This window comes from Fictibacillus nanhaiensis, assembly GCF_036213205.1.
GTDB classification, from domain to species: Bacteria; Bacillota; Bacilli; order Bacillales; family Fictibacillaceae; genus Fictibacillus; species Fictibacillus nanhaiensis_E.
In genome coordinates this window covers 142211-155639 of the sequence record NZ_JARMFC010000009.1, presented here as the reverse complement: position 1 = coordinate 155639, position 13429 = coordinate 142211, and the positions used below count along the sequence as shown (strand labels likewise).

At 39.8% G+C, this 13429-nt stretch carries 15 protein-coding genes and 1 riboswitch; of the genes, 9 read left to right on the top strand and 6 right to left on the bottom strand.

Annotated features, from left to right (window positions below):
* Window positions 1–62: 62 nt before the first annotated feature.
* The 4 genes from P4V41_RS11900 to P4V41_RS11885 all read left to right on the top strand — a co-directional run bounded on the left by P4V41_RS11900 (window position 63) and on the right by P4V41_RS11885 (window position 3578).
* On the top strand, window positions 63–962 hold the full coding sequence (locus tag P4V41_RS11900) for a carbohydrate ABC transporter permease (RefSeq protein WP_197222921.1): 900 nt from the start codon (window positions 63–65) through the stop codon (window positions 960–962).
* A gap of 3 nt (window positions 963–965) precedes the next feature.
* Window positions 966–1868 (top strand): carbohydrate ABC transporter permease, encoded by a 903-nt coding sequence (locus P4V41_RS11895; RefSeq protein WP_419181309.1) that lies wholly within the window; start codon window positions 966–968, stop codon window positions 1866–1868.
* A gap of 15 nt (window positions 1869–1883) precedes the next feature.
* A complete protein-coding gene (locus tag P4V41_RS11890; protein WP_328085091.1) occupies window positions 1884–3251 on the top strand; it encodes a GH1 family beta-glucosidase in 1368 nt (455 codons plus the stop codon).
* A gap of 114 nt (window positions 3252–3365) precedes the next feature.
* Window positions 3366–3578 carry a hypothetical protein gene (locus P4V41_RS11885; RefSeq protein WP_328085090.1) on the top strand — a complete coding sequence of 71 codons (213 nt, stop codon included), beginning with the start codon at window positions 3366–3368 and terminating at the stop codon, window positions 3576–3578.
* A gap of 396 nt (window positions 3579–3974) precedes the next feature.
* Here P4V41_RS11885 and P4V41_RS11880 read toward each other — a convergent pair whose 3' ends face one another.
* A complete protein-coding gene (locus tag P4V41_RS11880) occupies window positions 3975–4997 on the bottom strand; it encodes a metal-dependent hydrolase (RefSeq protein ID WP_328085089.1) in 1023 nt (340 codons plus the stop codon).
* Between the two features lie 13 nt (window positions 4998–5010).
* Window positions 5011–6138 (bottom strand): MGDG synthase family glycosyltransferase, encoded by a 1128-nt coding sequence (locus P4V41_RS11875; RefSeq protein WP_328085088.1) that lies wholly within the window; start codon window positions 6136–6138, stop codon window positions 5011–5013.
* A gap of 126 nt (window positions 6139–6264) precedes the next feature.
* Window positions 6265–6444, top strand: a riboswitch (cobalamin riboswitch).
* A gap of 160 nt (window positions 6445–6604) precedes the next feature.
* Between P4V41_RS11875 and P4V41_RS11870 the strand changes: the two genes are divergently transcribed.
* Both P4V41_RS11870 and P4V41_RS11865 read left to right on the top strand, forming a co-directional pair.
* Window positions 6605–7084 (top strand): acyl-CoA thioesterase, encoded by a 480-nt coding sequence (locus P4V41_RS11870; RefSeq protein ID WP_328085087.1) that lies wholly within the window; start codon window positions 6605–6607, stop codon window positions 7082–7084.
* Between the two features lie 221 nt (window positions 7085–7305).
* On the top strand, window positions 7306–7671 hold the full coding sequence (locus tag P4V41_RS11865; RefSeq protein ID WP_328085086.1) for a YbaN family protein: 366 nt from the start codon (window positions 7306–7308) through the stop codon (window positions 7669–7671).
* A 46-nt stretch (window positions 7672–7717) separates the two neighbouring features.
* On the opposite strand, the gene P4V41_RS11860 is transcribed toward P4V41_RS11865, so the two are convergent.
* Both P4V41_RS11860 and P4V41_RS11855 read right to left on the bottom strand, forming a co-directional pair.
* Window positions 7718–8395, bottom strand: coding sequence for a peroxiredoxin (locus P4V41_RS11860; protein ID WP_328085085.1), 678 nt, complete (start codon window positions 8393–8395; stop codon window positions 7718–7720).
* 12 nt (window positions 8396–8407) lie between these two features.
* The gene (locus P4V41_RS11855) at window positions 8408–9169 is read right to left on the bottom strand and encodes a ferritin-like domain-containing protein (RefSeq protein WP_328085084.1); all 762 of its coding nucleotides are present in this window, start codon (window positions 9167–9169) and stop codon (window positions 8408–8410) included.
* Between the two features lie 142 nt (window positions 9170–9311).
* Between P4V41_RS11855 and P4V41_RS11850 the strand changes: the two genes are divergently transcribed.
* The 3 genes from P4V41_RS11850 to P4V41_RS11840 all read left to right on the top strand — a co-directional run bounded on the left by P4V41_RS11850 (window position 9312) and on the right by P4V41_RS11840 (window position 11424).
* On the top strand, window positions 9312–10292 hold the full coding sequence (locus P4V41_RS11850; RefSeq protein WP_328085083.1) for a spermidine synthase: 981 nt from the start codon (window positions 9312–9314) through the stop codon (window positions 10290–10292).
* A 232-nt stretch (window positions 10293–10524) separates the two neighbouring features.
* Complete coding sequence (locus P4V41_RS11845; RefSeq protein ID WP_328085082.1) at window positions 10525–10962, top strand: LytTR family DNA-binding domain-containing protein; 438 nt, start codon at window positions 10525–10527, stop codon at window positions 10960–10962.
* Window positions 10963–10980: 18 nt separating this feature from the next.
* Window positions 10981–11424, top strand: coding sequence for a hypothetical protein (locus P4V41_RS11840; protein ID WP_328085081.1), 444 nt, complete (start codon window positions 10981–10983; stop codon window positions 11422–11424).
* Window positions 11425–11503: 79 nt separating this feature from the next.
* Here P4V41_RS11840 and P4V41_RS11835 read toward each other — a convergent pair whose 3' ends face one another.
* Window positions 11504–13006, bottom strand: coding sequence for a sodium:solute symporter (locus P4V41_RS11835; protein WP_328085080.1), 1503 nt, complete (start codon window positions 13004–13006; stop codon window positions 11504–11506).
* Window positions 13007–13207, bottom strand: a complete 201-nt coding sequence (locus P4V41_RS11830) for a DUF3311 domain-containing protein (protein ID WP_328085079.1) — start codon at window positions 13205–13207, stop codon at window positions 13007–13009. It lies immediately after the preceding gene.
* Window positions 13208–13429: the final 222 nt, after the last annotated feature.

The window sequence follows — 13429 nt, the reverse complement described above, 5'->3', positions numbered from 1 at the left end:
TATGGACGGTGGCGGGAAACATTTCCTCGCCACTGGCCTATCTATTGAAAGGGGGAGGAGAGATGAAAAATTTAAACCGTTATGGATACTTTTTTATTGCTCCGTTTTGGCTCGTCTTCTTAGTGTTCAGTATATATCCGGTCGCCCTAACCTTTTATTATAGCTTTACAAATTACACAGGCAGTGGTGAAGCACAGTTAGTAGGTCTAGCAAACTATAAACGACTCCTCACAGACACGTATTTTGTTGAAGCTTTTTTTAACACATGGAAAATATGGGGTGTAAACTTTGCTCTTCAAATGGGACTTGCTCTCATCCTAGCTATGATTTTTTCAGATATGAGAATTAAGTTAAAAGGAATCGCATTTTTTAGATCGATCTTTTATCTACCGAATTTAATTACGATCAGTTCGGTTGCTCTATTATTCGGTATTTTACTAGATTGGCAGCACGGATCATTAAACATGATGTTAATGAAGCTAGGGATCATCTCAGACCCGATCAACTGGCTGAACGAACCAACGAGTGCACAGCTATCTGTTTCACTAATCTTAACCTGGATGTGGTTTGGTCACTCATTTATCGTCGTAATGGCAGGTGTATCTGGCATATCGAAAGACTACTACGAAGCAGCATTGATCGATGGTGCAAATCGCTGGCAGACGTTTTCAAAGATTACGATTCCGCTCTTAAAGCCTATCCTGCTTTATATCATGATTACCTCGCTCATTGGAGGTCTTCAATTGTTTGATCTACCGATGCTTTTAACAGATGGAATAGGATCACCAGATGGCTCATTGAATACGATGGTGCTCTATTTATACAATCAAGCCTTCAAGTATAACAATTACGGATATGCTGCAGCAGTCGCATACGGGCTATTTGTTATAACGCTCATCTTCTCTGCTTTTATTTTCAAAGGGATGTATGGGAAAGAACGTAAACAACCAAGGCAGGTGTAAAGCATGATAGGAAAAACAGCGGTAGATAATAGCCTTTCAAATTCTGTTGAAAAGAAAAGTGTTATAGAAACAAAACCAAAGCGGAAAGTCAGCATCCCAAAACTTTTGATCTATGTTGTATTGATCGCTATGGCCATCATATGCTTCATTCCATTCTTAATGATGCTTGTTAACGCTACACGCTCAAATGAAGCAATCCTTTCAGGCTTCACCCTGATTCCTGGTAGTGCGATCGTTGAAAACTATCAAACGATGATGAGCTATATCAATATTTGGGCGGGTTTTAAGAACAGCTTAATCATCTCCGTTCTCGTGACGTTATTGTCAGGTTATTTTTCAGCATTAACGGCGTATGGATTTGCGTTCTACGTGTTTAAGGGCAAGAATGCAATGTTCGTTTTTATGCTAGTGATGATGATGGTTCCTGGCCAGTTAGGGTTAATCGGCTTTTATGAGCTGTGTAAAAACTTAGGGATATTGGATACGTATATTCCTTTAATCATTCCGGCAGCAGCGAGTCCTTTCGTGGTGTTCTTTTTGCGCCAATACATTTTAACAACGCTACATCCAAGTTTGATTGAGGCGGCAAGGATCGACGGTGCAAGTGAATTTAATATCTTTCATACGATCGCGATTCCAATCATGATGCCAGCGATCGCGACGATGTCAATCTTTACGTTTATCGGGTCATGGAACAACTACATCATGCCGTTAGTTGTTTTATTCTCACCTGAAAAATTCACGCTTCCTGTGTTGATGGGCTTCTTAAAAGGTTCACAAGTGGCTCAAAACTTAGGTTCTATGTATTTAGGGATTGCGATCTCAGTGGTTCCAATCATGGTTGCTTTCCTATTTTTATCAAAGTATATCGTCAACAGCATTTCAGCAGGTTCTATCAAAGAATAGAGGAGAGAAACAGTTATGCATTTTAATAAGTCATTCGTGTTTGGTACGGCAACATCTTCTTATCAAATTGAGGGAGCACGTCTTGAAGGTGGCAGAACACTTTCAATCTGGGATACGTTCTGTGATACGCCTGGAAAAGTATATCAACAGCATAATGGAAGCGTAGCGTGTGATCATTACCACCGTTTTGAAGAAGATATTCAGCAGATTAAGAAGCTCGGCGTAGAAACGTATCGCTTCTCGGTTTCCTGGCCTCGTATTTTTCCTGAAAAGGGTGTTTTAAATGCAGAAGGAATGGACTTTTATAAAAAATTAACGCAGAGTTTACGCGAAGAAGGAATCAAACCTGCGATTACGCTTTATCACTGGGATCTTCCACTATGGGCTCATGAAGAAGGCGGTTGGGTAAACCGTGAGTCAGTAGAATGGTTCATGGAATTAACAAAAGTTTGCTTCCAAGAGCTTGATATAGAGGTGGATTCTTGGATTACGCATAACGAACCGTGGTGTGCTGGTTTCTTAGGTTACCATCAAGGATTTCATGCGCCAGGACATACGAACATGGACGAAGCAGTTCGAGCTGTTCACCATATGCTTCTTTCTCACGGAAAAGCTGTGCAATATTTAAAGAACGAGCTTCAATCCAAAACGCCGATCGGAATTACGTTAAACCTTTCACCGATCTATGCAAAAACAGATTCTGTGAATGATCAGCTTGCAGCGAACAATGCTGACGGTTACTCTAATCGCTGGTTTTTAGATCCTGTTTTTAAAGGACAGTACCCTGTTGATATGATGAATCTGTTCTCTAAATATGTTCATTCCTATGATTTTATTGAAGCAGGAGATATGGAGATCATCTCAACGTCTTGTGATTTCTTTGGTATTAACTATTATAGCCGAGGCATTGTTGAGTTCTCTGCAGCAAGTGACTTCTTACATAGAGGGGCTCATTCTGACTATGAGAAAACTGGCATGGGATGGGATATCGCGCCAGAAGAGTTCAAAGATCTGATCAGAAGATTAAGACAAGAGTATACGGATCTTCCTATCTATATTACGGAGAATGGTGCAGCGTTTGATGACGTGCTAGAGAACGGACGCGTCCACGATCATGGCCGTGTCGATTATATCGAAAAGCATCTTCAAGCGGTTTCTGATCTGAACGATGAAGGGATGAATATTGAAGGCTACTATCTATGGTCTCTCATGGATAACTTTGAGTGGAGCTTCGGTTATGACAAACGATTTGGAATCATCTACGTAGACTTCGATTCTCAAGAGCGAATCTGGAAAGATAGTGCCTATCGTTATGCGGAGATCGTGAAGAACAGAGGAAATAATAACAGTAACAAAGAGGCGGATACCATTTCCGTAAGCTAATTTATTTTTAAGATAATAATAACCATTGAAGTCTCTGGCGTATGTTAGGGGCTTTTTTGTTTTGTGTAAAATTTTCCTGGGCGGGGAAGCTAAAAACGTATAGGAGGGATAACCATGAAGGATAAGAATGAGAAACGAATAGACGAAGAAACAACGGAAGGAATGAACGAGCTTGTTGAGATCATTAACGCAAAAGGTGATACAGGTGAATTGAAGGAAATTGTTGAAAGATATGAAAATAAGGAGGAACATTCACCGTTATGCAATGATGATTTTTTCTATGCGGACCTTCGAGCCATTGCAGAAGACGGAGCTAAGGAAGATTGAAGTTTTTTAGAACGGGCAGAATCGCTGATGATAGCGTACCTGCCCGTTTTATATGTTTGGATGTATTAAGGCATGGGTGTGTGAATGAGTTAACTTTGCTATGCGATGTTGAGGTAAGGGGTATAGGACTAGTGTATGCTTGTCGAGATATGTCGACTCGCTGGTTTATGGCCTAAACTCGCCGGAATAAATCTGGAAATTTCCAGGATTATTCCAAATAGTTCTCGAAATAGTAGTCAATATACCTCGCACTGTATAATCGGAAAATCAGGTATAAGAGCCAAAACGGTACGTAATCTCTGTTTTGCAGGCGATAATGGGCGGTTGAACAAAGCATAGAACTTAAAAAGACAGTAGCTCCCAATTTAATGTGGTCGCTGCTGTCTTTTTAATGCATTAACTCGTCTGCAAATATTCTTTATCCAACCTTGTTCCTTTGCCGATTGCTTTTGACTCCAACATCCTAAGAGTGGTTCTGTATTTTTTATACGAATAGATCTTATCTGTATTCGTTAAGATCTGTCCATCATGTGACAGGTACATGATTGAATGATAAGGGAAGTAGCTTTTATCCTTTCTGAATCGTAAATCCTTCCACATGACATAAGTGCCATGTTTTCCTTCTCTCACAAAAGGATGGGCAAATTCGGTAGAGTACAGAAAATCAGCAATATCTTTTTCTTTTTTACTTTGTTCAATAAGAATGTTAACAAGGTTTGTCTTAGGAAATGTATGTTCTAGTTTCATTTCAGTTGCTCTATACGTGCCAAACAAAAATTCCTCATCTGTTTCAACGAGAAAATCCCATTTTAATAAATCTGCTTGCGGGATCACTTTTATTCTGTGAGCATCAGGGTAGTATTTCTCAATATGTGTCTTTATTTGTGCGGCGTAAAGGGTTCGGTACAGAATATGGATAAAAACCCCTAAATACACTAAGAGGAACACCACTCCTGGATCGAAAAAAGGAATACAAACAAACCCAATAACATGCAGAAGCAAGATGAACGGATCGACTAAGGGTATGGAATCAAAAGAGATCCACTTAGACGATAAGGGTCGTGCAGCCTGTGTTCCATATACATTAAACAAATCGAATCCAACATGTAAAACGACTGCCAAGAAGCTCCACATAAACAAATGGAGAAACGATGATTCAGCAAAAAATGGATGAATAATAGCTGATACGGCAAGTCCCCATAATGGAAGAGCAAGTAGAGAATGTGACCAGCCTCTGTGGTTACGGAAATAGCTGCCTTTACCTTTTAATTTAAAAACACAATCGGCATCTGGTGCATTTGAACCGATGACTGTTCCAAGTACAACAGCATAAGAAAGTGAACTGCTCGATACAACTGGATCAATTTGAGCAAGAGCTCCCAATCCTAAACCGATAACGATATGAGATGTTGTATCCATCTAGATGTGCCCCCTATCGTGTAATTCGAGATAGCTGTTGTAAATCTTCAACAGCATAATTAGCTATCAATGCGGAAGAGTGAGATTGGTGGATGAGTTCTAAACTCTTCTGCATGCTTCTCAACAAAGACTCGTTATCGAACAACCTCTGAACACTCTCCACAATTTCGTCTGCGGTATGAACAACAAAAGCTGCGCCTTTTTCTTCAAAATACCTTGCGTTTTCTCCTTCTTGGCCTGGTACAGGCTTATATAGGATTAGGGGGACTCTCACAGCAGCTGCTTCAGTAATGGAGATGCCGCCGGGTTTTGTCACTAAGCAATGTGAGATCTTCAAAATCTCATGTAGCTTTTCTACGTATCCAAATAATCTGAATGAGTCTGGATATTGTGCTGCTAGCGGTGTTAACTTTTCGTACAACGTCTTGTTCTTGCCACAAACAACGATGACACGCAGAGAAGGATCTTTTAACAATAGCTGAGTAAGAACCTTAACATTTCTTAGCACACCTTGTGCACCAGCAAGTATCGTCACGACACGTTTACTTGGCGTAACTCCGTACTTAGTAAACACTTCCTCTTTATGAATTGGGCGATAAAAGTCTGTACGAATGGGAATACCGCTGACTGTAATTCTATTTTCATCAACACCGTGTTTGATTAGTCCGTTTTTTACTGAATGAGAAGCTACAAAATAATGATCAATCGATGAATTAATCCAAAAAGGATGAGCGAAATAATCAGTGATCACGGTATAGATGGGGATGTTAAACCGTGATTTTTTAATAAGAAATGGTGCAGCGTGAAGTGGAAAAGTAGTAATAACAAAACGAGGTTGGTGATCCTTGACCAATTCTAAAAATCTTTTTCTTCCTAAATATCTTGAGAACTGTGTAATCGTGGTTGCATTCAATTTGTTTGTTCCATAATAGAACCATTTATAAAAAGAAGAGCCGTGTGAAAAGCTTTTGATAAATATGGATTGTGTGACCTGAGACATGATAGGGTGAGCTTCCCCAAATAAATCAGATATGACAGGTTGAAATCTTTTATTCTTAAGTTCCTCAGCAAGGACATTCGCGACTTGCACGTGACCGCTTCCATAGCTAGCTGTAAGGATTAATGCTGTTGGACGTATCATTAGAAAACCTCCCCAGTCTTTTGAGATAAGCATAGCAGGAGATTTTAAACGTCATATGAAGAAGATTAAAAGGTTTTGTAAAAAGTAAAAATTGTTAATGGTACAATAAGATAGATTCAAAATTTCATAAGATCCGATAATTATGGTGTCTGTTACAGACTTAATAGGGAATCTGGTGTGAGGCCAGAACTGTACCCGCAACTGTAAGTGCTGACGAAATAAGCAAAACCACTGTCAATCTGACGGGAAGGGCTTAGAGTAGGGTGAAGCATGAGTCAGGAGACCTGCCATTTTTATAGTGTTGATCTTCTTCGGGAGTTGGGAAGATAGGACGAGGGATATTTAATAGATCATTCTTTCTGTTATGTATTCTTACGTACCCGTCTATAGTGATGGGTATTTTCTTTTGTTCACTAACTCCCTCAAAAAAAGAGGAGCTTTCAAGCTTCAGAAAAGAGGGTATGGTATGGAACAGCAGTTATCAGCAAACACCTCAAGAACGATTCAAACAAAGTTGGTATTGCCCCCTGATACGAATCACATGGGAACGATATTCGGTGGTACCGTTTTATCGTACATTGATGAGATCGCAGCGATTGCCGCGATGAAGCACAGCAAGAAAGTGGTTGTCACTGCATCCATTGATAATGTAAACTTTTTATCATCTGCTAAAGTGGGAGATATCCTCATATTAGAAGGTGTAGTGATCTCAACCGGAAGAACGTCGATGGAAGTATACGTAAAAGTAGAGTGTCAGAATCTAGAGACGGGAAACAGAACGCTAAATACCACGTCGATCTTAACGATGGTCGCCATCGATCAAAACGGTAAGCCTTTCCCAGTACCAAGTGTCATTCCTGAGACAGAAGAGGAGGAAGCACTCTTTAAAGGTGCTCCACTAAGGAAAGAACGGCGTATGCTATATAAAAATGTGAACGGAATTTAAGGGTTGTTAAAAGCTCTCTTCTTTGCAAGTTGGTTGTAGTGGAAGGTTACTGACTCCTACGGGACGAGCGGTCAGGTGGAGACTCCTAATGGCGCAAAGCGGCATGAGGCTCACCGTTCGCCCCGTGGAAAGCGAGTAACCTGTAGCGGAAACCAACATCTAACAAAAGCAACAATGTAATGAATAAACCTAATTTTTTAAAAAAGGAAGTGAGATCCTCAGTGAAAATTAAAAACATCATATTTGTAGCATTGGGGTTCTTTTTCCTAGGTTTAGGCGTGATTGGAATAGTGTTGCCGTTGCTGCCTACCACACCACTCTTATTACTGGCATCTTATTGCTTCGTAAAAGGTTCAAAAAAATTTGAAGTGTGGTTCAAAGGAACGGATATCTATAAAAAACATCTAGATGATTTTGTTAGAAATCGTTCGCTGACAAAAAAGAAAAAGATCATGATCAGCCTGTTTTCAGATTCCATGATCTTGATTACCTTTATCCTTACAGACAGTATGATTGCAAGAGTGATTTTGATTCTTGTTGTGATGTATAAGTATTATTATTTTATCGTTAAAATTAAAACCGCATAGTGAATGTGTAGACATAAAGAGAGCAGCCTTAAAGCAAGGCTGCTCTTTATCTATCATGAAGAGGCTTTGTGCATAACCACCAATCGTAGCATTCGATATCTCCCGCTTGTGCTTGTTCTGCACGTTTTTTCGCTTCTTGTACGGTTGCAGCTGGTGGAACGATCAGGCGATCTCCGACTAGTTCGTTTTTCGGCCAGTTTGCAGGTGTTGCTGCTTTATTTCTATCTGCTGTTTGCAAAGCCTTAACCGCTCTTAGAATCTCGTTGATATTACGGCCAACATTCTCTGGATACGTAAGAATAAGTCGAATCTTGCCTGTCGAATCAACGATATAAACACTTCTCACGGTTCGTGTTCCCATCGTAGGATGAATCATTCCAAGTCTAGTAGCAATCCTTCCAAGACTATCCGCAATGATTGGAAAAGTAATCTCAACTTTCAAATTCTGTTGTATCCATTCGATCCACTTTAAATGAGAGTATACTTGTTCTACCGATAATCCGATCAAGTAAGTGTTGAGTTTTGTGAACTCAGGCATGAGCTTTTGAAATGCTACAAACTCTGTCGTACACACGGGTGTAAAGTCACCTGGATGACTAAAGAGGACAAACCAATGACCTTGATAGCTTGTTGGGAGGACAAGTTCCCCAAGGGTTGTATGAACTGTCATCTCCGGAAATTGATCGCCAATAAAAGGCTTTGAATATATTTGTGTAGATTCCATCCCTCTCTTCTCCTATCTTTCTTGGTTTCCCATCATTTTGCTCTTTTTTAACAGTTGAGACTCTCCTGTTTTTTCCCACTCTTCTACTTGTTCGATTGCTTGTTGAGGGGTGAACCCTTGACCGACAAGAACACCAGATAAAATAAACTCTTGATAGAGGTGGGTAAGGTTAATGCCTTCTTCCGTCTCTTTTAACGCTCTTTTCACCAATGGATCAATGTATGAAACCCATTGATCAGCTAAGCTTTCCGTTTGAGGCATTCTGTGTTCTTGTTGAAAAGAACGAGGAGAACTTGGTTGGCTGTTTAACGTGTATAAATAGTTGTACTTTGCGCTGTGCTTGATCTCATCTGTAATGATGTTAAAGAGAATATCTCGATAATACGTATTAGGAAGTCCCTGGCGAATTACACGATATTTTTCTACAGCTGCAAGTTCTCCAAACAGTGCTTTTACAAGACCGTCTTTATAAGTTTTCGGTTTCTGAAACTCTTCTCCGTTCACGGGTGGAACTTCTTGGCCAGTAAGATCTTTGTAGATCATCCTGAAAAGCTTGTTATGTTTTTTTTCATCATCACGAATAGATGCAATGATTAACTTTTCTTCGTTCGTAGGTGCTTCAGAAATTAAGTAATCGTAAAACAACTCATCTTCTCTTTCACCAGCAACAGCTTCTCTAATGAGTTGCAGAGATAGTTGAAGAGCTTGCTGCTGCCCGTCGCTCTGCTGTTGTCCGCTACCTTCCTGCTGTTGTTGTGGATTCATATAGCTCATAAGTTAACCTCCAAAAAATGATTGTCGCATTAGTCTATGCAGATGCCTAAATTTTGCTTATGTACAAGTTTTTCAACACCACATGTCCGATGCATGAATAAAAATGAGAATATAGCTCGTTGAAAGATAAGGAGTGTTACTAGTGGAGGAACTCATGTGGCTAGCGATTGGTGCAGCCGCAGTTTTTATAATAGAAACAGGTGGTTACTTATATTGGAGGTTTTTGGGGAGAGGTTCACTTAAACTCTATATGAATGAAGGCCAGAGACCTGAAAGTGACTTTAAAGTGATTGAAACGTTTAAAACGTCTACACAAAAAATCGCATTAATCGAAGTCGGAGAAGAAGTATGGGTCTATAGCAACGGTGAGATCATGTTTGGAACGAAACAAGATGAGAATGAATATGCGGAAGTGATTGTACATGTTCCGATGGCCGCGGCGAAAGAGGCAAAACGTATCTTAATTATCGGTGGTGGTGGCGGGATTAGTGCACGTGAAGTGTTACGCTATGACGAAGTGGAGGAAATTATCGCAGTTGATATTGATGCTGAGATGATGGACCTTGGAAAGAACTTCGATCGGTTAGTATCATTCAATGAAGGTGCTTTAAATCATCACAAAGTGAGTACAAGGATTGAAGATGGAAGAAGTTTTGTGGAACAAAGCCTAGAATCATGGGATGTAATTATTGTTGATATACCAGAACCGACTGAAAGATGTCCGAGTTTATCCCGATTGTTTTCTTTAGAGTTTTATCATCAATTAAAGGAACATTTAAATCCGGGTGGTGTTCTATCCATTGCTTGTTCAACCGTCAACCTGATGCCAGAATATATGTGGAGCATCGAAAAGACGTTAAAAGAATGTGGACTCTTCACGATTCCTTTTCATAATTTCTCTAACAAGACTGGTGTGGATTGGGGTTATATACTAGCTTCGTCACTCCCCATGCAGCCTGACGACATCCGATTAAAAGTTACTGTTCCATTCTTAACAGAAGGAAGACTGAAGGATGTGTTGGAACTACCTTACTACTTGATAAATCATGGCAACAAAGGCGAGATTCAGACTGATCAGAACAACGTCCTCTTAGATATTGTGAGAAGAGAATTGAATAATTAACTTAGGAGCACTTGTGTAACTTACAAGTGCTTTTTTAGTTATTAAAATTATGGAATAGGAGTAAGTGGCATCTTTTTATTTATATACGGTACGGTATTGTTTTGTTATTTATGAGGTCTTGTGTGCAACTTGGTAACGGTTTGTGACAGGATGGTCAGAAGTGGATTTACGATGAGAAGATCATGACATATACTGGGTAAAAATAAAGTGAATTACAAAAAGGGGGCGTGAGATGAAGCTTACAATACATGAAAGTGATGATCATGAAAGCATAGAGATTATTGTGAAATGCAAAACTTTAAATGATGAAGTGATTAAAGTTCTGACTTCCTTAAGATCTCTTGAAAGAAAAGTATTAGGTACAAAAGAAGGGAAGATTCATCTTCTTTTACCGAATCATATTTATTATTTTGAGTCAGTTGATAAAAAGACGTTTGCTTATACGGAAAAATCGGTCTATGAGGTGTCCTTAAGGTTGTATCAAATTGAAGAGCTGTTCGGTGATGTGAATTTTTTTCGTGCTACAAAAGCAAGTATATTGAATCTCGACCGATTACAATCCATTTCCCCACGAATCGGGGGCAGGTTAGAAGTAAAGATGGAGAACGGAGAGAACATGTTAGTGTCCCGTCAGTATGTTCCTATATTAAAGGAAAAGTTAGGTTTTTAAAATGAAGGAGGCGATGATATGTTAAAAAAAGTAATGGCGTATACGGTAGCATTTAAAACGATTATGAGTTTATTCTTTTCAGCAGGAATCATCATTTACGTTGTGTTCGGCTATATGCTCGGTGAAAGAGAAATTTCGTTTGAGTCGATCGTACAAATATTCCTTTTCAGTATTCTGATCACTGCATTGCATTACCTGTTTTGGACTGAGGACACAAAAGTGAAGTTAGCAAGTAGTTGGAAACTAATCATACAATATCTTATTCTCGGCTTGGTTTTAATAGGTATGTCCCAAGTTTTTAACTGGTTCGAGTGGGGAAGTAAAACATTCTATATGATGTTGGTTCTGTTCCATATTCTTTATCTGGGTGGCATGCTTGGGTTCACCATCTATTTTAAAGTGCTAGGATTTCAATTCAATCAGAAGATGCAGCATTATCGGGAGCAGAATCAAGTTCGCTAATGTTTAGCGGCAAGTATAATAAAAAGCTTGAGTCAAAAAGATTTCGACTCAAGCTTTTTTCTTTTATGTGGAGCTAGAGTTATGCTCCTTTTCGTACGAGGTGTTCTTTTTTTGATGACTGATCAAACAAGTAATTCTTTACAGCGTTTGACGAGTGCTTTGCTTTATTAACAAAGATCGGATTCAACACGGCTAGCGTCGCAAAGTTAGCCATCAATCCCCAGAAACCTTCATAGATTCCAAGACTTGTACCAGTTGAGTAGACTGTGAAGGTAACCACGAGTCCGACAATCAGGCCAATGATGGTAGCTTCTCTAGATTGATTTCTCCAGAACAAGCTGACAACGATCGCAGGGAAAATCTGAACCATTCCCGATACACCAAGCAACTGTAGGGAAACGAGCGCTTGTGGAAACACAAGGCCGAACAATAATGCGAGTCCGATAACTACGAAAACCATGCCGCGAGTGATCATCGTTAGTTTCGCGCCTTTTACTTTCGGATTGATGAGGTCACGATAGATGTTGTTTGCAAAAAGGTTCGATGCACCGATTGCCATGATGGAACAAGGAATGAGTGACGCAAGCGCAATCGTTGAGTACGCTAATCCCTGACCGATCCCACCATAAGACGTTTGGATCAATGCAAGAAGAGCAAACCTAGGATCCGTACCATCTGGTAAAACTAGAAAGGCGATGAAGCCAAGGAAAACAACAAGAATTAAAACGATATTATAAAGCGGCAGGTACAGTGCGTTTTTTCGAATGGCATCTGCACTTTTTGCTGTAAAAACGCCCGTAGCCGCATGTGCCCACATAAACAGAGCGAGGGATGACACGAATGCTGCTGTAATGAACCACGTAACACCTTTTGGCCCAGACTCAGGAATCGTTAAAAGGTGAGGGGCTTCCGTTACGATTTTATCAACCATGGGATTCCACCCGCCGAAGTGCATGATTGGTAGAGACACGACCATGAACAACATGATTGCCCACACTAGAACATCTTTAATGATTGCTGTATAAGTTGGTCCTTTGATCCCACTGAAAAATGTATACAGTGCAACAAGCAAGAAAGAGGTGATCACGACCACTTTTACATTGATAAAGCCTGTCCCAGCAACCTGAAGCGTATCTTGAATACCACTCAGCTGCAAACAGATATACGGAATCAGCATGAGTACGCCAACAATGGCGATGAGTGAAGATAAAAGCTTAGAGTCAAAACGTTCGCGAGCATAGTCTGCTAAAGTGGTTAACTTATGCTCATTTGCCACTTTCCATAACTTCGGAAGGAAAAAATAAGAGATAAAATAGGCCAGAACCGAATAGGGAATCGCGAAGAATGCAAGACTTCCAGCTGTGTAAGCGGTACTCGTTAAACCTAGGAATGTATAAGCTGTGTAAAGGTCTGCACCGACTAGAAACCAGACGAGTAGGCCGCCAAAGCGTCTTCCGCCAACAGACCATTCTTCAACAGAACTTCGGGTAGCTTTGTCCCTGCCGGCAAGAAATCCGATCAGAACGACTGTTAAGATAATAAAAATCGTGATAGATAGTGCTGTAAGATTACCTTGCTGCATTTAATCCAGACTCCCTTCTGATTTCTGAAGTTGATAGATTCCTAATGTGCAAAAAGGAGTTAGAACAATCCACAAAAACAACCAAAACTGAAGAAACGGAAGGCCAAAAATAATAGGATCGATCTTGTTTACGAACGGTAGAACGACCAGTTGTGCGATAAATGGAGCGGAAATCAATATGATCAATAATAATTTCTTCATGTTGCATATGTCCCTTCTATGGTGTTTTTAGAAATATAATGTTCACAATCATAACAGCTAAGAAAGAGTGGGACAAGGGGAATTATATAAATTTTTAAAATATTTAATATTATTAGATAATGAAAGGGCTTTCAGACTTTTATTCTACCAATCATTTCGCTGATGTTTACCCTCCATTTGTTTAACACCATCTGGCATGCTAACACCGTGTTGCTTAATGTG